At 48.9% G+C, this 22,198-nt stretch carries 16 protein-coding genes; 4 read left to right on the forward strand and 12 right to left on the reverse strand.

The window, feature by feature from the left end:
* Window positions 1-10: 10 nt before the first annotated feature.
* Window positions 11-748 carry an SDR family oxidoreductase gene (locus tag MKY28_RS16025; RefSeq protein ID WP_047842347.1) on the reverse strand — a complete coding sequence of 246 codons (738 nt, stop codon included), beginning with the start codon at window positions 746-748 and terminating at the stop codon, window positions 11-13.
* A gap of 24 nt (window positions 749-772) precedes the next feature.
* Entirely contained in the window at window positions 773-982 is a 210-nt protein-coding gene (locus MKY28_RS16030) for an Atu4866 domain-containing protein (protein WP_082219187.1), read from the reverse strand.
* A gap of 112 nt (window positions 983-1,094) precedes the next feature.
* On the opposite strand from MKY28_RS16030, the gene MKY28_RS16035 reads away from it, so the two are divergent.
* Complete coding sequence (locus tag MKY28_RS16035) at window positions 1,095-2,030, forward strand: AraC family transcriptional regulator (protein ID WP_340936366.1); 936 nt, start codon at window positions 1,095-1,097, stop codon at window positions 2,028-2,030.
* Window positions 2,031-2,094: 64 nt separating this feature from the next.
* Here the strand turns inward: MKY28_RS16035 and MKY28_RS16040 are convergent, their stop codons facing one another.
* Window positions 2,095-2,529, reverse strand: a complete 435-nt coding sequence (locus MKY28_RS16040) for a MerR family transcriptional regulator (protein ID WP_340936367.1) — start codon at window positions 2,527-2,529, stop codon at window positions 2,095-2,097.
* 171 nt (window positions 2,530-2,700) lie between these two features.
* Here MKY28_RS16040 and MKY28_RS16045 point away from each other — a divergent pair, with 171 nt between their 5' ends.
* Window positions 2,701-3,549 (forward strand): SDR family NAD(P)-dependent oxidoreductase, encoded by an 849-nt coding sequence (locus tag MKY28_RS16045; protein ID WP_340936368.1) that lies wholly within the window; start codon window positions 2,701-2,703, stop codon window positions 3,547-3,549.
* 148 nt (window positions 3,550-3,697) lie between these two features.
* Here MKY28_RS16045 and tnpA read toward each other — a convergent pair whose 3' ends face one another.
* The gene (tnpA, locus tag MKY28_RS16050) at window positions 3,698-4,171 is read right to left on the reverse strand and encodes an IS200/IS605 family transposase (RefSeq protein WP_100529447.1); all 474 of its coding nucleotides are present in this window, start codon (window positions 4,169-4,171) and stop codon (window positions 3,698-3,700) included.
* 276 nt (window positions 4,172-4,447) lie between these two features.
* Here tnpA and MKY28_RS16055 point away from each other — a divergent pair, with 276 nt between their 5' ends.
* Both MKY28_RS16055 and MKY28_RS16060 read left to right on the forward strand, forming a co-directional pair.
* Window positions 4,448-5,611: an oxalate decarboxylase family bicupin gene (locus tag MKY28_RS16055; protein WP_340936370.1), complete on the forward strand. Its 1,164-nt coding sequence runs from the start codon at window positions 4,448-4,450 to the stop codon at window positions 5,609-5,611.
* Window positions 5,612-5,690: 79 nt separating this feature from the next.
* Window positions 5,691-6,830 (forward strand): zinc-dependent alcohol dehydrogenase, encoded by a 1,140-nt coding sequence (locus tag MKY28_RS16060; RefSeq protein ID WP_340936371.1) that lies wholly within the window; start codon window positions 5,691-5,693, stop codon window positions 6,828-6,830.
* Window positions 6,831-6,969: 139 nt separating this feature from the next.
* Here MKY28_RS16060 and MKY28_RS16065 read toward each other — a convergent pair whose 3' ends face one another.
* The 8 genes from MKY28_RS16065 to MKY28_RS16100 form a co-directional block, all read right to left on the reverse strand.
* Window positions 6,970-7,758: a class I SAM-dependent methyltransferase gene (locus MKY28_RS16065; RefSeq protein ID WP_047842341.1), complete on the reverse strand. Its 789-nt coding sequence runs from the start codon at window positions 7,756-7,758 to the stop codon at window positions 6,970-6,972.
* A 199-nt stretch (window positions 7,759-7,957) separates the two neighbouring features.
* Window positions 7,958-9,925, reverse strand: coding sequence for a PTS fructose transporter subunit IIABC (locus MKY28_RS16070; protein ID WP_340936372.1), 1,968 nt, complete (start codon window positions 9,923-9,925; stop codon window positions 7,958-7,960).
* A gap of 90 nt (window positions 9,926-10,015) precedes the next feature.
* Entirely contained in the window at window positions 10,016-10,927 is a 912-nt protein-coding gene (pfkB, locus tag MKY28_RS16075) for a 1-phosphofructokinase (RefSeq protein WP_076249938.1), read from the reverse strand.
* 2 nt (window positions 10,928-10,929) lie between these two features.
* Window positions 10,930-11,676: a DeoR/GlpR family DNA-binding transcription regulator gene (locus tag MKY28_RS16080; RefSeq protein WP_017689448.1), complete on the reverse strand. Its 747-nt coding sequence runs from the start codon at window positions 11,674-11,676 to the stop codon at window positions 10,930-10,932.
* 252 nt (window positions 11,677-11,928) lie between these two features.
* Window positions 11,929-12,378, reverse strand: coding sequence for a hypothetical protein (locus MKY28_RS16085; RefSeq protein ID WP_340936373.1), 450 nt, complete (start codon window positions 12,376-12,378; stop codon window positions 11,929-11,931).
* Window positions 12,379-12,548: 170 nt separating this feature from the next.
* On the reverse strand, window positions 12,549-13,979 hold the full coding sequence (locus MKY28_RS16090) for an NAD(P)-binding domain-containing protein (RefSeq protein ID WP_340936374.1): 1,431 nt from the start codon (window positions 13,977-13,979) through the stop codon (window positions 12,549-12,551).
* 320 nt (window positions 13,980-14,299) lie between these two features.
* A complete protein-coding gene (locus tag MKY28_RS16095) occupies window positions 14,300-14,539 on the reverse strand; it encodes a DUF896 domain-containing protein (RefSeq protein ID WP_047842338.1) in 240 nt (79 codons plus the stop codon).
* Between the two features lie 111 nt (window positions 14,540-14,650).
* Window positions 14,651-21,934 (reverse strand): beta strand repeat-containing protein, encoded by a 7,284-nt coding sequence (locus MKY28_RS16100; protein WP_340936375.1) that lies wholly within the window; start codon window positions 21,932-21,934, stop codon window positions 14,651-14,653.
* Between the last annotated feature and the right edge of the window lie 264 nt (window positions 21,935-22,198).

The raw sequence follows: 22,198 nt of genomic DNA on the forward strand, positions 1-22,198 counted from the left end.
GGATCCGAACTTAAGCCATGCTTGCTGTCGGTCTCACTACAATCTCATTTACGTCCACCTCTGCCGGCTGGCTAATGGCGAACAATATACTTTGCGCAATCGCCGAGGCGGGAATGGATATGCGCCGATACTCTTTCATGAGATCACGTGCTTCTTCATCAGAAATCGTATCCGCGAGTTCCGATTCCGTCACGCCCGGTGATACAAGGGTTACACGGATATCTCCGCCTACTTCCTGTCGCAACCCCTCCGAGATGGCGCGGACCGCGTATTTGGTTGCACAATACACTGCTGCCGTTGGTGACACGGCATAGGCTCCAATAGAGGCGATATTAATAAACTGGCCGAAACCCTGCTTTTTCATGACGGGCAGTCCAGCCGCAATGCCATGCAGAACACCACGAATGTTAACATCTATCATGCGATTCCACTCATCTACTTTTAACGATTCAAGGGGAGATAGCGGCATAACTCCAGCGTTATTTAAAATAACATCGATACGTCCATAGCGAGTTTGAGCGAGGCCAACGATGGTTTGCATCTCTTCCAATCTGGTAACATCCAGCGAATGATACTCCACCGATCCGCCTTCCACACGAATGGAGGAGGCCAATGCCTCCAAACGTTCCATACGTCTAGCTCCAATAACTACATGTGCTCCATGCTGTGCAAGCAATCGAGCTGTTGACTCGCCAATTCCACTACTCGCACCGGTAATGACAACCACTTTCCCTTTTACATTGGACATATTAAATCACTCCTTATTTAGTTGTTATTGTACATTTTCTCTATACAAAACCATGCCTGCATGGTACAAAACGCCGTCCCTGAAGTCTCCATCCGCTGTAAATCCCGTATCATCCACGTATTCTATATGTTTCCCACATACGGGTGTTTTGGTTCTTGTTGGTCGCCCATTGAACTGCGCTCCATTGTCTCTCACTCCTCTCTGCTTCAAAAAGATTCCATTGCTTATCTCCATTATGTAGAGGATCAGTCGTTGTACGATAGAAAAATCCCGCAATATTCTTGCCTATTCCTCCAGAGCATTTTAAAATAATAGTAATCGTGGTTTACAAGGGGGGCTGTAATTCATGCTTATCAAAACAAATGAAACGGATACGAGCATCACGGAGCAGCAGCAACAATTGGCTCAACTTATTGAGCATTTCACCCCAAGTGACGGGATACATCCAACAGCAATTCCATCCCTTGCCTTAATCCGTGCCTCCGAGATCTCACAACCCATATATTCCGTTTATCAGCCTTCCCTCTGCATTGTCGCCCAAGGTTCCAAATTAGTTATACTCGGCCGCGAGAGCTACACCTACGACCTGTCACAATATTTGGTAGCTTCCGTAAACTTGCCTATTTCAGGGCAGGTTATAAAGGCTACAACCGAACATCCCTATCTATGTATTCGACTGGATTTTGATTCAGGGCAGATTTTCGATCTGATTCAGGATACGCCTTCTGCACAACCCAAACCTGACCATTCAACACAAAGAGGATTGTTTGTTAGCTCAACCAAACCTTCCCTTCTTGAAGCCGTGATCCGATTGGTTCGGCTGCTGGATACACCTGAAGACATTCCTGTCCTTGCCCCTCTGTTTATCCGCGAAATTCTATATCGTATTATTCAGGATGAACACGGACATTCCATCAAGCAGTTTGCTATTCAGGACAGTCATGCACAGCATATCGCCGAGGTGATCGAAGTCATCCAATCCGATTACGCTAAGCCACTTCGGATTGAGCAACTTGCTGCCATGATCAACATGAGTTCTTCCTCATTACATCATCATTTCAAAGCCATTACCGCCATGAGCCCTTTGCAATTCCAGAAACAAATTCGATTGCATGAAGCCCGGCGAATGCTGCTTGCAGGTTCAACCGATGCCGCCGACGCTGCGTTCCAGGTTGGCTATGAAAGTCCGTCTCAATTCAGCCGGGAGTATGCCCGCATGTATGGTCTCCCTCCCAAAAGCGATATCAAACGACTTCGTCATACACTCGATATTAAAAACTAGAAACAACAAAAAGACCCGCGTCATCATGACGTGGGTATTCGGATTCATATAGGCAGCAGTGCCATCAAGAGAATAGGTTTTGTTTTTCAAAAACAGACATCTGGTTCTCCCCGGTAATAGGACATTCATCAGGATACATACTTCGTTTCTCCAACTTCTCGTCGATAAAATCAACCACCTGCTGTAGCGAAGCAATCTGGGCTTCAACTTTCTTCCGGTGATTCACCAGCATCTCCCGTTCATCTGGGAAATCTGCGAGATCGGAATCCATGGACATTTGTAAATAAGGCTTCATTTCCTCCAGAGACATTCCTGTTTTTTTCAGGCAAGTGATCAACTTCATCGTATGGATATCCTCCGAGCGATATATACGATGGCGATTGGCCTTGCGTTCAGCTCGGGGGAGCAGCCCAATCTTCTCATAATAACGAATTGTATCTTCTGATAATCCGGCCTGTTCTGACGTTTCTTTAATGGAGAATACTTCATTCTCACTCATCATATGGGCCTCCTCCACATTCATTTCTCTCCATATTACAACTTGGAGCTGACTCCAAGTCAAGCATGATCCGTTCAATCCCAACACCCCTTGACTTGGAGTCGACTCCAAGTTATAGAATGAGCGCAGCATACAGATTCGTTCTGTAATCCCATTCTTCTGGAGGTATATATGAATATACAAAATCAACTTCGCACAGCTCTCATCACAGGGTCAACGTCAGGAATTGGTCTTGAACTGACACGCAAGTTACTGGCTGAAGGATGGCAGGTAATCGGTCTCAACCGTTCTGCTTTCCCATCCGAGGATACCGATATTGAGAACGCCTTACGTACAGGCCAGCTCCGTTGGGTTCAGGCTAATCTGACCAACTACGACAGTCTTAGAACTGCACTGGATCAGATTAAATCCGATACCAATTCGATCGATGTTTTGTTTAACAATGCCGGAGGCAGCGCTGCCGAACTTCGTTTCTCTGATCAGGGGCATGAACTACACTTTGAACTTCAGACGGTAGTCCCTTACATCATCTATATGGAATTAGTTGAGCTATTGCTCAAAGGACAGATGAAAACAGTTATTAATACTTCCACCACCTCGTTCAATATGGTCAGACAATTTGATCTGAACATCCTGGAACGTCCAGCCGAATTCAAAAAGCTGTTTGGTCCTTATGCCACCTCGAAGCTCGGCTTATCCCTATGGACACGCGAGGTTGCCAAGTCTCCCAATGCGGATGGCATGCAATTACTAAGCGTAGATCCCGGTGGAAATAATACGCTAAGGGGCAACAAAACATCCGGCCTGCCCTTCTATATCAAACCTATCATGAAATGGTTCTTTCCTCATCCAAGCCATGGCGCTTCGCTGCTCTACAATGCAGCCTTATCCCCAACCGGACACGAATCCGGTGCGTTCCTGGTTAAAAATAAAGCGACAGCGCTTCGTTTCACAGAGCAAGGCCCTGCTGTTTTAAAGCGGGTAAACGAGATCTACGAGCAGCGTTTTCGTACAATGTAGTCTGGAATCAGGACCACCCGTCCAACGGGTGGTTTGCTCTTGGGGTATAACCCCCTGTTGCCAAACTGCGCCTAAAGACGCTAGCCTGACAGCAGGGCTGTTCAGGCTCAGTGTTATTTGTCACTTTCACTCACCAGTTAAACTGGTTTTACTTCTTTTTGCTCCGATTACTGCTGAATGGATCTTCGTATTCTTTTACACTCAGCTTATCTAACGCTTGATCATGTGCTTCTTGTTCACGAATATACTTTCTTACCGTTGCTTCATTTAGACCCACTGTACTCACATAGTACCCTTCTGCCCAAAACTTTCGATTGCCGTATTTATACTTGAGCTGGGCATGCTTCTCGAATATCATTAGTGAACTTTTTCCCTTTAGATATCCCATGAACGTGGAGACTGCCATTTTCGGTGGAATCGCTACCAACATGTGAACATGATCGGGCATCATGTGACCTTCTATAATTTCTACTCCCTTGTACTTACACAGACGTTTGAAAATTTCGATTAAATCTTTTCTCACTTGATTATAGATTTCTTTCCGTCTATACTTCGGGGTAAATACAATGTGGTATTTGCACATCCACTTTGTGTGAGCTAGGCTATAGCTCTTGTTTGCCATCTAAGACCATTCCTTTCTTTTGAGCCTGAACATCTCAATTTTATCGGAATGGTCTTGGTGGTCAAACCCTCGATCCCTCCACCCGCATAGCGGGTGGTTTTTTGTTTCGCGCGTTTCACGCACTCAACTGGCTAAAGCCATAATAAAGACGTGACCGCATGCGGTCACGTTTTTTTGTCGTTTGTCCCTCATATTATCCAGGCCCTGATTCATAGGTGTAAACATAACGATACAATGTCGCGTGTGACATGTTATTGAATCTGGAGGGATTACGTAATGACCAAAGGACAGCAACCAAACGAAAAGCCGTTTATCATCCCGCAACCCATTCGCAGTGATGGCGCTGGTGGACCTGATCTGGGACCCAGAGACGTCATGAGAGATATACAAAACCCCGATATGCTGGTACCTCCGGCAACCGATAACGGGTTATTGCCCAATTTGAGAATGTCTTTTTCCGATACACATATGCAATTGAACCATGGGGGTTGGTCACGTGAAATCACCGTACGGGATCTCCCTATTGCCACTACACTGGCGGGTGTGAACATGAGCCTGACACCGGGAGGTGTAAGGGAATTGCACTGGCATCAACAATCCGAGTGGGCCTATATGATCTGGGGAACGGCAAGAATCACTTCGGTAGATCAGAACGGACGTAATTTTATTGCGGATGTCGGGCCTGGCGATCTCTGGTTTTTCCCCAAAGGTCTACCCCATTCCATTCAGGGACTGGAGGATGGTTGTGAATTTCTGCTTGTGTTTGATGACGGGTCCTTCTCCGATCTGAATACGTTATCGATATCTGATTGGTTTGCCCATACCCCACCAGAGGTATTGTCTGTCAATTTCGGCGTGCCCGAATCCGCTTTTCAGTCAATGCCGAAGGAACAGGTCTACATTTTCCAAGATAACGTCCCGGGTTCCATCGAGAGCCAAGAAGTTCAGTCGCCATATGGTACCGTTCCTCTCACATTCAAACACCGATTGCTGGCCCAGGAACCACTCATTACCCCCGGCGGAAGCGTGAGGATTGTCGACTCCACCAACTTCCCCATCTCAACTACCGTTGCAGCCGCACTCGTTGAGATCCGACCTGGCGCCATGCGTGAACTGCACTGGCATCCCAATGCAGATGAATGGCAATACTATCTGACAGGACAAGGGAGAATGACTGTCTTTGGAGGCAATGGCATTGCTCGCACATTTGACTATCGGGCTGGGGATGTCGGATATGTTCCTGTCGCAATGGGACACTATATACAAAATACCGGCACAGACACTTTATGGTTTTTGGAGATATTCCGAAGTGATCGATTCGAGGATGTATCGCTGAATCAGTGGATGGCGTTAACCCCGCGGGATCTGGTCCGTGACAATCTGAATGCGCCGCCTGAGTTGCTCGATGCCTTGCGTAAAGTAAAATGGCCTGTCGTTTAATTTAGTATGTATATCTATCATTTAAGCTGAAATGGGGTAATTGTCAGAGAATCCCACTATATAAGGAGGAATATGAAAGATGAGAGCCGTTACGTTTCAGGGAATCAAGGACATTCAAGTCAAAGAGGTTGAAGATCCCAAACTGCAACAGAAGGATGACATTATCGTTCGTATTACTTCCACAGCTATATGTGGATCGGATCTGCATATTTATCAGGGAGCCTTGCCTGCTGCCAAAGATTATGTTATCGGTCATGAACCGATGGGCATTGTAGAAGAAGTAGGTCCAGAAGTGACACGTGTGAAGAAGGGGGACCGTGTGGTCCTGCCTTTTAACATCGCTTGTGGTGAATGCTTCTATTGCAATCATGACATGGAGAGCCAGTGCGATAATTCCAATGGCAATCCGGATATTCATACAGGTGGATATTTTGGATTCACCGAACGTTACGGAAACCACCCCGGAGGTCAGGCAGAATTATTGCGTGTTCCCTACGGGAACTTCACTCCGTTTGTGATTCCTGAATCCTGTGAACTGGAAGATGAAGCTTTATTATTCCTGTCCGATGTTCTTCCAACCGCATATTGGAGCGTGGAGAATGCCGGAGTTAAACCGGGAGATACGGTCACTGTACTCGGTAGTGGACCCATTGGGCTGATGACGCAGAAGTTCGCCTGGATGAAAGGTGCCAAACGTGTTATTGCTGTGGATCGCCTGCCCTATCGACTGGAGAAAGCCAAACGTTTGAACGATGCAGAGATCTTTAATTTCGAAGATTACGATGATATGGGTGAGCACATTCGTGAGATTACACAAGGCGGAACCGACGTTGTTATCGACTGTGTAGGTATGGATGGTAAAAAAACCACGCTGGAGGAGATCGGACAGAAGCTGAAACTTCATGGCGGTTCACTGAGTGCGATCGAAATCGGCATGAAAGCGATCCGCAAATTCGGTACACTCCAACTTACGGGTGTATATGGCTCTTCCTACAACATGTTTCCGTTAGGTAATTTGTTTGAACGCAATATCAATCTTAAAATGGGACAAGCTCCTGTTATACATTACATGCCTGAATTGTTCCGCAAAATCACTGCTGGTGAATTTGATCCAACGGATATCATCTCCCATCGGATTTCACTGGAGAATGCAAGCGATGCATACCGCATTTTCAACGATCATGAAGACGAATGTACCAAAGTTATACTAAAACCCTGAACCGTCGCTTTGATTATAAATATGCAAAATAAAACAAGCAGAACTACCTGTTCAAGGTACTCTGCTTGTTTTATTTTATCGACATTCATCCTGTTACCGTTGCATAAACTGCTCAGCCAGCTAAATGGTCTGTACCTAATCAGACATGAGTCGGTTTAGTCGCTTGGATATACACACTTTCTCCTTGGAAGCTGTCGAGCTTCCCGTTCGTTGTCACTTCAAAATTGAAAAATTTTCTGATGATGGACGGTGCACTCAACATACTTGCTTCAAGTTCCCTTCTCTCCCGTTCCGGCAGTGCCGCACGGTTACACCACTCTTCAAACTTAAAGCGCTTCTGGAAGGAAACCATCGTTTCCATTCGGAAGCCCGCATACTCCAGCATATGAATCCATTCCGTCTTGCGCCATGCTCGAACATGGCTTGCATCCCGGCACTTCTCCACTTCATTGTAAAACTGGTCATTCTCATCACGTTCAGGTGCCACGTTGTCAATGAATAACAACCTTCCACCAGGCTTCATAACTCGTAATGCCTCATGAACAAACGAAGAAACATCCGGAAAATGGTGAGCAGCGATTCGGCAGGTTACAAGGTCATAGATATCATCATCGAATGGCAGCTTCTCTGCATCCCCGGCAACAAAATCTACATTACGGTGTCCATTGCCCTGGATAAATGCTTCAGCTACCTGAAGCATTTCTTCCGTTAGATCGAGGGCTGTCACCCGCTGAACAAGTGGAGCCAATGCATTAGCGACATGCCCTCCTCCAGTGGCGATATCCAGCACGTTCATATCCGGAGTGGCTTGAGATGAAGCCACGAGCAACGCGAGATCCTCACCTTTGGCATGCCCCGAACTCGTCACATATTTACCTGCATTTTTTGCAAACTGCTTCTGCACCTGACTTTTGATTACATCAGACATTCCAATTCCTCCTGCATAAGTTTCATTAGACGAAACATAGTTTCAAAATATAATTATATTTATTTTACCATAGATGAATGTAAAAGCTAAATAAGCATTTTACACAAATCCGGAGGCAACTTTCCACTACCTAACCAAAAAGCTGAAATAAAAAACATCCCCCAAGTGAATTTCACCCAGGAGATGTTTCTTATATTTATTACTTCACAAGCGTTGGTGACTTCTTCCACAGTCCCAGAATCAGACCGGAGATCACAGAACCAATCGCAACAGCGAGCAGGAACAATAATGCGTGGTTCGCCAGTGCTGCAACAAAGATCCCACCGTGCGGAGCCGGTACATTAATGCTCCACAGTTGTGTCAATCCGCCAGCAACAGCGGAACCCAGAATACAAGAAGTCAATACACGTAATGGATCAGCCGCAGCAAATGGAATTGCACCTTCTGTAATGAAAGAGAATCCAAGTACATAGTTAGTCAGGCCTGATTTGCGTTCTTGCTCTGTAAATTTGGATTTGAAGAATGTTGTTGCAAGTGCAATCGCCAGAGGAGGCACCATACCGCCTGCCATAACCGCTGCCATCCATGCACCGTCTGTGTTACCACTGGATGTGAATACCCCAATAGCGAATGTGTAAGCCGCTTTGTTGAACGGTCCACCCATATCGATGGACATCATACCGCCAAGCAGCAAGCCCAACAATACCGCATTACCTGTACCCAAGTTACCCAGTGCATCTACAAGCCATGTGTTCAGGGAACCAAAGATTGGATCAAAGACATAGAAACTGATGGCACCTACGATCAGCAAACCAAATACCGGATACAGCAAGATTGGTTTCAAGCCATCAATCGCTTTTGGCAATCCTTTGAACAACTTACGGAGACCAATAACTACATAACCCGCCAGGAAACCGGCAGCCAAACCACCAAGGAAACCGGCGTTTGAGTTAACCGCCATCAATCCACCGACCATACCAGGCATCAGGGCCGGGCGATCACCAATACTCATCGCGATAAATCCGGCAAGTACCGGAATCAGGAAGTGGAACGCACCTGTTCCGCCACCGATCGTTTGAAGCAGCTGCACAATCGGATTCTCAGGGCTAGCAAGCTGTTCAAACAAGAAGGAGATTGCTAGCAGGATACCGCCACCTACAACAAATGGTAGCATATGCGAGATACCATTCATCAGATCTTTATAGATTTTGCTACCTACACTGATTTTGCCAGCGCTTGCGCCCTCTTCCTTGGTATTTCCGCCTTGGCTGCGATAGATCGGTGCATCACCGTTAACGGCCTTGCGAATCAGCTCTTCGGATTTACGGATTCCATCACTCACCGGTCTTTGCAATACCGGTTTGCCATCGAAACGTGCCATCTCCACATTTTTGTCTGCGGCAACGATAACCCCTTTAGCACGAGCGATCTCATCAGCAGTGAGAACATTCTGCGCTCCTTCAGAGCCGTTTGTTTCTACGCGAATATTGATGCCCATTTCCTGAGCTTTCTTTTTAAGTGCATCTTCAGCCATAAACGTATGAGCTATACCGGTTGGACAGGCTGTAACCGCAACAACAAAATCTTCCGAATTGGCATTACCTACAATCACACCAGAAGTATTTTGTTGCTGACCAGTAGTAGAAGTGGATGCGGCATTTGCTGCTTTTTCAGCTTTTGCTTTTTCTTTGGCTGCTTCCTTCTCAGCTGCTTCAGCCTGTTTGGCATCAAACAATGCACTAACTTCGGCAGGTGTATCTGTACTCATCAATTGTGAGATGAAATCGCTATCAATCAACAACCTGGAAAGAGCTGCAAGCGTACGCAGATGGGTATTACCTGCGCCTTCTGGAGCCGCAATCATGAAGAACACATGAGCTGGCTGATCATCCAACGCTTCAAAATCAAGTCCTTTTCTACTCTTGGCAAATACAACTGTTGGTTCGTTCACCGCTGTTGTTTTGGCATGTGGCATTGCAATTCCGCCACCGATACCTGTGCTGGATTCAGCTTCTCTTTTATAGATCATTTCCTTGAACAGGACCGGATCATTAATTCGCCCGCTCCGGTTCAGGCTTGCAATTAGTTCATCAATAGCCTCATCTTTGGTTGTGGCTTGCAGGTCCATGATCATCGTTTCCTGGATCATCAAGTCTGTTATTCTCATCTTGGTACACTCCCTTAAGTTCAGTCGGCCTGCATAAGCAGGCCTCACTACATTACAATTACAGTAAAAACCTTTTATATGGCCGTTAGATTAAATCGTCGTAATGGTTACTTGATTACGCAATTCATCAATCAATTCTCGTGTTGCCAGATCATCCGAGAACGCAGTTGCGCTTCCAGATGCAACCCCTGTGCGGAAAGCTTCCAGCAAATCTCCGCTCTGTACATAGGTACCTACGAATCCGCCAATCATGGAGTCACCGGCACCAACCGAGTTTTTCACAGTGCCTTTTGGCACATTCGCATGATGAACTTCGGCTTTGGTAATGAATAATGCACCCTCGCCTGCCATGGAGATCAACACATGTTTGGCACCGGCTTCCAGCAACTTACGCCCGTATAACACCAGTTCCTCGCGAGTATTAATCGTTACACCGAACAGTTCAGCCAGTTCATGATGGTTTGGCTTCACCAGCAATGGTTCATGTACAAGAGCTTCCATTAGTGCAGGTCCAGTTGTGTCAATTACAAATTCTGCACCCGTTTGCTTGCAAACTTTAATGAGACGATCATAGAAGTCCGTTCCAAGTGACGGTGGTACACTTCCGGAGAGAATGACAATATCTCCTTTTTGCAATGAGGACAATTTGTGTAGCAACTGCTCTGCCTCTTCTGCACTTATTGCAGGTCCAAGACCATTAATCTCTGTCTCTTCTCCATGCTTCAGCTTGATGTTAATGCGAGTATCGTCTGCAATCGTAACAAAGTCTGTCCGAATGTTATCTTCTTGCAACTTGTCATTAATGAAACGTCCCGTGAATCCACCAAGGAAACCAATAGCCGTGTTATCTGCTCCAAGTTGATTCAGTATGCGAGAGACATTAATGCCTTTGCCGCCAGGGAGCTTCAAATCCCGATTCATTCGATTCAATCCGCCAAGCTTCAGCTCATCCACTTCCACGATGTAATCAATGGACGGGTTAAGTGTTATCGTATATATCATCGTTATCCCTCAATTATTTTAGTTTTCTGGGCGATTCCAGGCCGCCAATGTTCTGGCATCTGCTCGGTAATCAAATCGGCCTCCTCCAAATCAAACAATTTGGCAAAAGTAATTTCCCCTATTTTGCTGGAATCAGCCAGCACATAAGATTTTCCCGACAATTGATGTGCACGCCTTTTAATCAAGGCTTCCTCCGGATCCGGTGTTGTATACCCCATTTCGGGATCAACTCCGTTGCTTCCAAGAAAACATTTATCAAAACGGAAATTATCCATGTTCTGTAATGCGATACTGCCAATGACTGCTTTTGTATGAATTTTCATCATACCTCCGAGCAAATAACTGCGAATACGCTTGCTTACCAAAGCCTCAACATGTGAAAGTCCATTCGTAACAACCGTTACGTCTTTAGCTTCAATAAAAGGAATCATGGCTAACGTTGTCGTTCCTGCATCCAGATAAATGCATTCGCCATTTTCGATCTCCTGTGCAGCCAAACGGGCAATCGTCGTTTTTTGTTGAATGTTTTTGAACGTTTTTTCTTCCATGCCCGGTTCCAGCGTTTTTTCATTCACCAGTGCGGCACCGCCGTGGATGCGTTTGAGCATCTGACGACTCTCCAGATCGATCAAGTCACGCCTAATCGTTGATTCAGAAGCACCCAACACATCAACAAGCTCTTGCAATTTCACAATTCCCTGTAAATGTAAGCGTTCTATAATTGCAGCATATCGTTCTTCAGTCAGCATCTTTCATTCCTCCAACTGCTTCTATAGTATCATAATTCACTCAAAAAACAACCACTTTCATTCAAAATAATTTAAAAACATTCAAAAACCCGCATCTTTCGACTTATTTTCTTGTCCAATTGTCCCTTTCTTACTTCATGTTCTTAAAGTTGGAATTCCGTGCCCTTCGAATCTCCATTAAAAATCCTGCAGCTTCCAGCGCTTAATGCGCGGCGTTGCAGGATTTTGCTTATCACGCGAACTTTATGACGGTTATGATCCTACAACCATTGCATCCGGTTTGGGTTTAAGCCATTTGCCATCCTCATTAATAAAAGCCCCCTTGAAGCGGCCCATCTCCAATTGTTCAATTAACCTCTCCTCGTCCATGACCAGAATCTCAGCGAGCTGCCCCGAGGTGTAATAATGAGCGGGATTGTAATCGAGCAGCACAGGAACAGACGTATCATATAGTTCTTTGATCAGATTCTCAAAGGAATGCCGACCCAGGTTCTCCATATCTCTATAAAACTGCAAATGTTGGGACACCATATTACGGAAAGATTTATTCTCCAGATGCATCCACAACGTATTGCAGGCCCGAACACTCATATGATTTTGTTCCACATCGTAAAATTGAACTTCTTCAATCTTCATGTATTTCTCTTGAAATGCTACGATCTTAATCAAAGGTACATTTCGTTTACGCGACGCTTTCTTCAAATGGGCTCTAAATTGTTCATAGTTCATTTCATTCATCTATTATCCCTGCCTTTAACATGTTCCAACCGACATTTTACAACAAATTAAAGGCAAGTGTAACCTTCATCATATGAAAAACGAAAAAACGTGCAGCATCAGATGCCACACGTTCACAATATTATAGAGTGCGATTACTCAGCGAGGGCACCACTTTTCACCCACCTAGCCGTAAATTCCTGTTCTTCATACGCATAGAATTGTTGCAAAATAATCTCCCGATCATCGAGGAACAACTGATCCGCTATGGCAGAGACCAGTTTCGGCACCGCGCTCTTGGTCCCCGATATTGCCGATGCCGACAGACCACAGCTGGCAAGTGCAGAGTAGTTGAATACAAACAGTCCGTGCAACGGTCTCTCACCCTGTTCACTCCTGCTTGTCACTGCAAACCCGGAACTCAGGTATGGATGTGCGTCCAGCAGTGCATTGCGATGCTCTGGCGGAGCCTGGTAACAGTCCTCCCAGCGTGCGATGTATGGCTCTACAAGCTTCAGTTCAGGACGGAGTGCCGGATCACTAAGCAGACCTGTGCTAATAATTAGAAAATCAAACTCATATGCTCCCTGTGCGGTGTGCACAATCGCGCCTTGGTCTGTTGCTTCTACACTCAGCCAAGGCGAATTCAAATGCAGTTCGAATCCAGGCCAGGCTGCCGCACGATTAAACGTATCGTTGGTTGGCGGTTGATTGAATTTGAAGAAATGAGAGATCACTTCATATTTATCAGCAACCGGAAGAGCGTGGTATCGCTCGATCATACCGGATTGTTCCATCTGACGAATGGGATTAACACTAGGCAGTTGTTCCCGCCGCACAAATACATGAGCTTCTGCCACACCTGTGGCAAGCGCATAGCTAGCATTATCGAATGCAGAAGCGCCGCCGCCAAGCACAGCAATTCTTTTACCTTTTAACCGATCAAAATCAATCGCTTCCGACGTATGGGCATACAGCTCCCGAGGTAATCTATCCGCAATCATGGACGGCACATGCCACTCTCCACCACCTTGTATTCCCGTAGCAAACACAACTTTGCGAGCAAGTATAACATCCATCTGAGATCCAGCCTTGTTCACATGAAGTCGATGTATTCCGTTCTCCATAGGCTCAACCAGCGTCAATTCTACCTCATTAAGCACAGGCAGATTCAATACTTCCCGATACCAGCGTAAATAATTCATCCAGTCCCCACGCGGGATCTTATCTACCTCTTCCCAACCTTCAGGCCCAACCTGTGATTCCCACCATGAGCGAAAGGTTAACGAGGGGATCCCCAGATCAATAGAGGTCAGATGCTTGGGTGTGCGCAAAGTTACCATACGCGCATAAGTCTCCCAAGGTCCTTCAAGCCCCGATGCATTCTCGTCAATGACAACAATATTGGAGATCCGTTCACGAAGAAGTCCAAATGCCGCCCCTAAACCACTCTGGCCTCCACCCACAATGACGACATCATAGACATGACCATCCGCATGTTCTCTTGGACGTACCCAATTCGTGCCACCAAATGACAAATAAGCCAGATCATTCTTCACACGTTCATTCAAAGCTTCCAGGCTCATGATTCATCAACCCTTTCGAGATACATATATGAACTAGTCTTTCTTTGATTATTTGATGTAAGTTTGTTGTTAGTTATATTGAGGATAATTGTGCTTTCACCTTGTATTCCTGAAATATATTAGCGTTATTATATGAGTTATCGGGGATCATTTGAAGTTCGCGGTAGATTTATTGTCATCAACACTAAAAATATCTAACATGCTTGTTAATTCGCACGAAACCTTAACTGGATTATTAATGCAGTTCCTGCTGAGCGGATCATTTGCAGAAAAAAAAGACAGACCAAGATGTAACCTTGGTCTGTCTTTTTAAAGGAATGCTATTGGCCGGCTTGTTCACGGCGCTGCAATTTTTCGTTGGTTAATTTCTCAGGGGTCACATCATGACCCAGTGGGTCCACAACGGATACTGCCAGCATAGTTGTCAGTACCTGACCTCGAATAGCCTGTAAATATTGTTTTCTAAGCTCCTGCTGCTCGCTTTTTTCTGCTTTTGTCAAACCGACGCTGCTGCGTTGTTTTCGACTTAATTCGTTAATGCGTCCCAAAATAGGAATCATGAAATCCACCTCACTTGTTAGTCCACTTTCCAAAAGATATTTCGAATATCTTCAAACTAACTTATTACAACTTTACGAATTTGTCCATAGGCGCAATCCGTTGAGAGGTGTTTAGGTAATCTCATGCACAGACCACACAATGCCATTTGTAGCACCACTGCCCAGGTTCAATGTAATCGTCAACCCGTTTGCAGCATAGAACAGTCCAATCACATCTCCCGCATTCAATGCGACTTCTACTGCCAAAGTCACTGAACCGCTTCCCAGCACTGCCCGCAGTGTGAGTAGCGTAATCGCGACATTTAGGACGGGCAACAAACCACTGACAAGTGTCGTTACCGTTGGGGATGTTCTCTGTACAAGAAAGGCTGGGTTAACGCCTGCACCCAGAGATAGAGCAATCGCTGCAGTCGTTGCATAATTGATCGTGGCCACAATTGAGTATCTTCCGGTTACCGGGACGGTATAGTTTCCTGTGGTTGCATTGAAGTTGGCATTACCATAATAAGGAGCCGTGGTCGTCCAGTTGGTTAACTGAGTGCTGGTTGCTGTCGAAAGTGTAGCTAGGAAGGCGGAGAACCCTTGTGTTGCAAAGTTGGGCCCGGTTGGGCCCGTGGCTCCTGTCAAGCCCGTAGCCCCAGTCGCACCTGTAGTTCCTGTGATGCCTGTTGCTCCAGTGGCACCCGTAGCTCCGGTTGCACTCGTTACACCGGTTGCCCCCGTAATTCCATTAGCCCCAGTTGGTCCAGTCGGGCCGGTGGCTCCCGTAATGCCTGCTGTTCCGGTTATTCCTGTAACTCCTGTTGTGCCGGTACTTCCGGTGGTGCCCGTTGCACCTGTAGTTCCTGTTGTCCCAGTTACACCAGTTAGTCCTGTAGCTCCCGTTATTCCTGTTTCTCCAGTTGTTCCGGTCGCGCCAGTTATACCTGTAACTCCTGTTGAACCAGTACTTCCGGTGGCACCTGTTACACCCGCAATACCCGTAATTCCTGTTGTGCCTGTGGCTCCTGATACACCTGTGAGCCCTGTAGCCCCAGCTGCTCCGGTCACGCCAGTAATACCCGTGGTTCCTGTTGTTCCCGTACTTCCTGTTGTTCCCGTCGCGCCGGTCGTGCCTGTAACGCCTGTTACACCCGTCTCTCCTGTAATACCCGTGGTTCCTGTTGCTCCAGTCACACCTGTGATCCCAGTGGCTCCAGTCGTACCTGTTGTACCTGTTGTACCCGTAACACCAGTTACGCCAGTTATGCCAGTGGCACCAGTCGCACCCGTAGTTCCCGTTGCTCCAGTAGCCCCGGTGGGTCCCGTCACACCAGTCGTACCTGTGCCCCCTGTTAGACCCGTCTCTCCAGTTTGACCAGTTGTGCCGGTGGCACCTGTAATTCCAGTAGCTCCAGTCACACCCGTAATGCCAGTTACGCCGGTCGTGCCGGTTGCTCCTGTTTCACCAGTAATACCCGTTGGACCGGTTGGTCCCGTTACACCTGTTGTACCAGTCGCACCTGTAATCCCGGTTAGACCCGTCTCACCTGTCGTTCCTGTGACCCCTGTTGAACCTGTAGCACCAGTAATTCCTGTGGCTCCTGTGCTCCCAGTTAGACCCCTCTCTCCAGTGACGCCTGTTGCTCCTGTCGTTCCAGTTTGGCCAGTTGTGCCAGTGGCTCCTGTAACACCTGTAAATCCAGTTACCCCAGTAATTCCAGTAGCACCAGTCGCACCTGTAATCCCGGTTAGACCCGTCTCACCTGTCGGTCCTGTGACCCCTGTTGGACCTGTAGCACCAGTAATTCCTGTGGCTCCTGTGCTCCCAGTTAGACCCGTCTCTCCAGTGACGCCTGTTGCTCCGGTCGCACCAATTGTGCCCGTAACACCAGTTACGCCAGTCGTGCCGGTTGGCCCTGTTTCACCAGTAATACCCGTTGGACCGGTTGCTCCAGTAGCCCCGGTGGGTCCCGTCACACCAGTCGTACCTGTGCCCCCTGTTACACCCGTCTCTCCAGTTTGGCCAGTTGTGCCGGTGGCACCTGTAATTCCAGTAGCTCCAGTCACACCCGTAATGCCAGTTACGCCGGTCGTGCCGGTTGCTCCTGTTTCACCAGTAATACCCGTTGGACCGGTTGCCCCTGTAGCACCAGTCGTACCTGTGACTCCGGTTATGCCAGTCGCACCAGTAGCTCCGGTTGGTCCTGTTGTACCTGTCGTGCCGGTAACGCCTGTTGCACCCGTCTCTCCAGTCGAGCCGGTTACGCCAGTAACTCCCGTAGTTCCGGTTGCCCCAGTGGCTCCTGTAACACCGGTTGGTCCCGTTACACCTGTTGTACCGGTGGCACCTGTTACGCCCGTCTCTCCAGTGGCTCCTGTCGTTCCAGTTTGGCCAGTTGTGCCAGTGGCTCCTGTAACACCTGTAAATCCAGTTACCCCAGTAACTCCAGTAGCACCAGTCGCACCTGTAATCCCGGTTAGACCCGTCTCACCTGTCGTTCCTGTGACCCCTGTTGGACCTGTAGCACCAGTAATTCCTGTGGCTCCTGTGCTCCCAGTTAGACCCGTCTCTCCAGTGACGCCTGTTGCTCCGGTCGCACCAATTGTGCCCGTAACACCAGTTACGCCAGTCGTGCCGGTTGGCCCTGTTTCACCAGTAATACCCGTTGGACCGGTTGCTCCAGTAGCCCCGGTGGGTCCCGTCACACCAGTCGTACCTGTGACCCCTGTTACACCCGTCTCTCCAGTTTGGCCAGTTGTGCCGGTGGCACCTGTAATTCCGGTAGCTCCAGTCACACCCGTAATGCCAGTTACGCCGGTCGTGCCGGTTATTCCTGTGTCACCAGTAATACCCGTTGGACCGGTTGCCCCTGTAGTACCAGTCGTACCTGTAACTCCGGTTATGCCAGTCGCACCAGTGGCTCCGGTTGGTCCTGTTGCACCTGTCGTGCCGGTAGCGCCTGTTACACCCATCACTCCTGTAATGCCCGTGGTTCCTGTTGCTCCAGTAGTCCCGGTGGGCCCCGTCACACCAGTCGTACCTGTGACCCCAGTTAGACCCGTCTCTCCAGTGGCTCCAGTCGCTCCCGTCGTTCCAGAAATTCCAGTATTACCTGTAACCCCAGTAAGTCCAGTTACTCCCGTCTCACCAGTTTGGCCAGTTGTGCCGGTGGCGCCGGTAATTCCAGTAGCTCCAGTCACACCCGTAATGCCAGTTACGCCGGTCGTGCCGGTTATTCCTGTTTCACCAGTCGCACCTGTAATCCCGGTTAGACCCGTCTCCCCAGTTAATCCAGTAAGTCCAGTTACTCCCGTAACTCCGGTTGATCCTGTCACACCAGTTTGGCCAGTAATTCCAGTAGCACCAGTCGGCCCGGATACGCCAGTTATTCCTGTGGAACCCGTACTCCCCGTAGCTCCTGTAACTCCAGTCGTACCTGTGACTCCAGTTATGCCAGTCACACCTGTGGCTCCGGTTGGTCCTGTTGGTCCTGTCGTGCCCGTGGCTCCAGTTAATCCCGTAACACCAGTTGGACCAGTAATTCCTGTTAGACCTGTTTCCCCTGTGATACCAGTTGTGCCTGCTACACCAGTAGCTCCCGTAGTACCCGTACTTCCCGTTGCTCCAGTCGTACCCGTTTCACCGGTTACACCAGCAATTCCTGTTATGCCACTAACTCCGGTTGCTCCTGTAACACCAGTTGTTCCCGTCGTACCCGTACTTCCAGTTATACCTGTTAGTCCTGTCTCTCCTGTTGGGCCATTCAAACCGGTAGATCCCGTTACACCTGTAGCCCCGGTGACACCAGTGACTCCTGTTAGCCCAGTTGCACCAGTTGTTCCGGTTGCGCCGGTTACTCCCGTGGCACCTGTACTTCCTGTTTCTCCAGTCAAACCCGTAGGACCTGTAATACCAGTTGCACCCGTTGTGCCTGTTGGTCCTATTTCACCAGTTTGGCCAGTCGAACCGGTAGGGCCCGTCACACCAGTCGTACCTGTGACCCCTGTTGAACCTGTATCTCCAGTAGTTCCGATTGAGCCGGTTGCTCCTGTCTCTCCAGTGACGCCAGTTGCTCCCGTCGTTCCAGTAATTCCTGTGAACCCTGTTTCTCCAGTAACACCTGTCGTTCCGGTTACGCCAGTCATTCCCGAGATACCTGTAATTCCGGTTGCTCCTGTCGCCCCAGTCGATCCCGTCGGTCCCGTCGCGCCTGTGAATCCTGTTAGACCTGTTTCCCCAGTGACACCAGTCAGTCCGGTCACGCCTGTGATACCCGTTGTTCCAGTAATGCCAGTTAGTCCAGTTGTACCTGTAATTCCAGTTTCTCCAGTTGCACCGTTCAGTCCCGTCACACCAGTCGGACCTGTAATACCAGTTGCACCTATACCTCCTGTTAGACCCGTCTCTCCAGTGACACCTGTTGCTCCGGTTACTCCTGTAATACCAGTTGTTCCCGTTATACCACTAGTGCCAGTAGTTCCGGTCACACCAGTAAGTCCCGTTACGCCAGTTAAACCAGTCGTGCCGGTTGGTCCCGTTACACCTGTGTTCCCTGTTAGACCAGTCTCCCCAGTAACGCCAGTGGTTCCGGTCGCTCCCATAATTCCTGTAGCTCCGGTACCTCCTGTGACACCCGTGGTTCCGGTATTGCCAGTTAGTCCAGCCGCACCTGTAATTCCCGTTTCTCCAGTTGCACCGGTCGATCCCGTCACACCAGTCGTACCTGTGACCCCTGTTGGACCTGTATCTCCAGGAGTTCCGATTGAGCCGGTTGCTCCAGTAGGGCCTGTAACTCCAGTGATTCCTGTTTCACCTGTTGGACCCGTAAATCCGGTGACACCCGTTGGTCCTGTATTTCCCGTCAGACCTGTAGCTCCTGTCTCTCCAGTGACGCCTGTTGCTCCGGTCACACCAATTGTACCCGTAACGCCAGTTAAGCCAGTTGTGCCGGTTGGCCCTGTTTCGCCGGTGACCCCGGTTATGCCAGTAGCTCCGGTATTACCAGTTGAACCAGTAACCCCGGTGAGTCCTGTCGCGCCAGTTACGCCAGCAATTCCTGTTGTGCCACTAACTCCGGCTGCACCTGTAACACCAGTTGTTCCCGTCGCACCGGTACTTCCAGTAGCTCCAGTTAGACCTGTTAGTCCTGTCTCTCCTGTTGGGCCAGTCGAACCGGTTGAGCCCGTTACACCTGTAGCCCCAGTTAGACCCGACTCTCCAGTTACACCAGTTGTTCCGGTTACTCCCGTGGCACCTGTACTTCCTGTTTCTCCAGTCGCACCTGTTGGGCCAGTTACACCAGCTGTACCCGTGATTCCTGTGGTCCCAGTCGCACCCGTAAGACCTGTAATACCAGTTGCACCTGTACCTCCTGTTAGACCCGTCTCTCCAGTGACACCAGTGGCCCCGGTCGCTCCCGTAATTCCCGTCATTCCGGTTACGCCAGTCACTCCCGAGATACCTGTAATTCCGGTTGCTCCAGTCGCCCCAGTCGGTCCCGTCGCTCCTGTCGTGCCTGTGAATCCTGTTAGACCCGTTTCCCCAGTGACACCAGTCAGTCCGGTAGCTCCGGTCACGCCTGTGATACCCGTGGTTCCAGTAATGCCAGTTAGTCCAGTTGTACCTGTAATCCCTGTGGCTCCAGTCTCACCGGTGATTCCGGTTACCCCTGTTAACCCTGTCGTTCCTGTGACCCCTGTTTGACCTGTATCTCCAGTAGTTCCAGTTGCTCCAGTAATTCCTGTGGCTCCTGTTACACCAGTATTGCCGGTTATGCCGGTTATGCCTGTAACGCCGGTTGTACCTGTACTTCCCGTTGCCCCTATCGCCCCAGCAGATCCTGTAGCACCTGTAACTCCGGTGGTACCCGTTTCTCCAGTAGTGCCGGTGTTCCCAGTTAGACCCGTCTCTCCAGTGGCGCCAGTTGCTCCGGTAACGCCAGTTATTCCTGTGGTACCGGTAGTTCCCGTTACTCCTGTATCCCCGGTGGGTCCTGACACACCAGTCGTACCTGTGACTCCGGTTGTGCCAGTGGCACCAGTTGCTCCGATCGCACCTGTACTGCCTGTAAATCCAGTAATACCTGTTGCACCTGTTATTCCAGTCGTTCCTGTTGTGCCCGCAATTCCAGTAACGCCAGTTACTCCGGTTGTACCTGTTGGTCCTGTTTCACCAGTGACACCACTTATACCAGTGGCCCCAGTGAGTCCTGTCACACCAGTAATTCCCGTGAGGCCTGTAATTCCAGTAGAACCGGTTACACCCGTGGTACCCGTAACGCCAGGTAATCCGGTAGTACCTGTTGATCCTGTTTCACCAGTATTACCTGTTATTCCAGTACTTCCTGTAGTTCCGGTTGTTCCGGTTGTTCCTGTTTCGCCAGTGACCCCGGTGGGTCCCGTTAGACCAGTCGTGCCTGTAACTCCTCTTAGCCCCGCCTCACCAGTACTTCCTGTCGCTCCGGTGAATCCTGTCAAACCAGTCGTGCCGGTCGCACCTGTACTGCCCGTAAATCCAGTAATCCCTGAAGCACCAGTATTTCCAGTAACGCCAGTCATGCCTGTTTCGCCGGTTGCTCCCGTCACACCCGTTAATCCAGTTGCCCCCGTAGTGCCTGTTGTTCCAGAAGTACCAGTGCTTCCTGTAGTTCCGGTTACACCAGTAACTCCCGTAGACCCGATCCCCCCAGTGGGGCCTGTCGTACCAGTAAGTCCCGTTTCCCCAGTGGCACCAGTTGCGCCGATCGCACCTGTTATCCCTGTCATGCCGGTTATGCCAGTATTTCCAGTTGGACCCGTACTTCCCGTTGCTCCTATCGCCCCAGTAAATCCTGTAGCGCCTGTAACTCCAGTGATACCTGTGATACCTGTGATACCTGTGGTTCCAGTAATACCAGTTGTTCCTATTGCTCCGGACGGGCCTGTGATTCCAATTTCGCCAGTACTTCCCGTTAATCCAGTCGAACCTGTAACTCCTGTGAATCCTGTTTCACCAGTAGATCCCGTTAGTCCCATCACACCAATCCCAGTTGGACCAGTTGCTCCAGTGAACCCGGTAGCCCCAGCTAATCCTGCAACTCCAGTTGGACCTGTGAAGCCGGTTATACCGGTATTTCCTGTAGCACCGGTCACGCCTGTAACACCAAATCCGGTAATTCCAGTTGCGCCGGTTGTTCCTGTGACTCCAGTCGATCCTGTACCCGTTGCACCTGTAAATCCTGTAGTACCAGTCACACCTGTGGTGCCCATCAGTCCGGTAGCTCCTGTTGCACCTGTGACTCCAGTTATTCCGGTACTTCCCGTGGTTCCGGTTACTCCGGTCCGTCCTGTTAAAATGGTTGCTCCCCATATGCCGGGATACCCAGGGTCTCCAGTTAACCCAGTAGCACCTGTTGCTCCAGTGAATCCTCTCATTCCCTGATAACCCCGTGGGCCGCGAAGGAAAGGAATCCTGTGACTTTTCTTTTTTTTGCATTTACGTCTGCTTTTCTTACAAGACTTACTCTTCTTCTTTGGTATAGAGTGCTTTTTTGATTTTTTTGCTTTCCGTTTACCTGTACTGATTAAGGAAATTTTGCGTTTCCTTTTGGATATATCGCTCACAAGAGAATCCCCCCTCCTTATACACCACGTCAAATCCCCGCATTTTACAATAGTACACTCTATGCCCTGGACTAG

It is taken from the genome of Paenibacillus sp. FSL R5-0473 (genome assembly GCF_038004565.1).
GTDB classification, from domain to species: domain Bacteria; phylum Bacillota; class Bacilli; order Paenibacillales; family Paenibacillaceae; genus Paenibacillus; species Paenibacillus amylolyticus.

Coding starts and splice junctions, on each gene's coding strand:
- MKY28_RS16080 (WP_017689448.1), bottom strand. CDS start 11,676: ATGCTGACTGAAGAACGATATGCTGCAATTATAGAACGCTTACATTTA.
- MKY28_RS16095 (WP_047842338.1), bottom strand. CDS start 14,539: ATGATTCCTATTTTGGGACGCATTAACGAATTAAGTCGAAAACAACGC.
- MKY28_RS16035 (WP_340936366.1), top strand. CDS start 1,095: ATGCTTATCAAAACAAATGAAACGGATACGAGCATCACGGAGCAGCAG.
- tnpA (WP_100529447.1), bottom strand. CDS start 4,171: ATGGCAAACAAGAGCTATAGCCTAGCTCACACAAAGTGGATGTGCAAA.
- MKY28_RS16045 (WP_340936368.1), top strand. CDS start 2,701: ATGAATATACAAAATCAACTTCGCACAGCTCTCATCACAGGGTCAACG.
- MKY28_RS16100 (WP_340936375.1), bottom strand. CDS start 21,934: ATGAGAGGATTCACTGGAGCAACAGGTGCTACTGGGTTAACTGGAGAC.
- MKY28_RS16065 (WP_047842341.1), bottom strand. CDS start 7,758: ATGTCTGATGTAATCAAAAGTCAGGTGCAGAAGCAGTTTGCAAAAAAT.
- MKY28_RS16070 (WP_340936372.1), bottom strand. CDS start 9,925: ATGAGAATAACAGACTTGATGATCCAGGAAACGATGATCATGGACCTG.
- MKY28_RS16060 (WP_340936371.1), top strand. CDS start 5,691: ATGAGAGCCGTTACGTTTCAGGGAATCAAGGACATTCAAGTCAAAGAG.
- MKY28_RS16040 (WP_340936367.1), bottom strand. CDS start 2,529: ATGAGTGAGAATGAAGTATTCTCCATTAAAGAAACGTCAGAACAGGCC.
- MKY28_RS16030 (WP_082219187.1), bottom strand. CDS start 982: ATGGAGATAAGCAATGGAATCTTTTTGAAGCAGAGAGGAGTGAGAGAC.
- MKY28_RS16055 (WP_340936370.1), top strand. CDS start 4,448: ATGACCAAAGGACAGCAACCAAACGAAAAGCCGTTTATCATCCCGCAA.
- pfkB (WP_076249938.1), bottom strand. CDS start 10,927: ATGATATATACGATAACACTTAACCCGTCCATTGATTACATCGTGGAA.
- MKY28_RS16025 (WP_047842347.1), bottom strand. CDS start 748: ATGTCCAATGTAAAAGGGAAAGTGGTTGTCATTACCGGTGCGAGTAGT.
- MKY28_RS16090 (WP_340936374.1), bottom strand. CDS start 13,979: ATGAGCCTGGAAGCTTTGAATGAACGTGTGAAGAATGATCTGGCTTAT.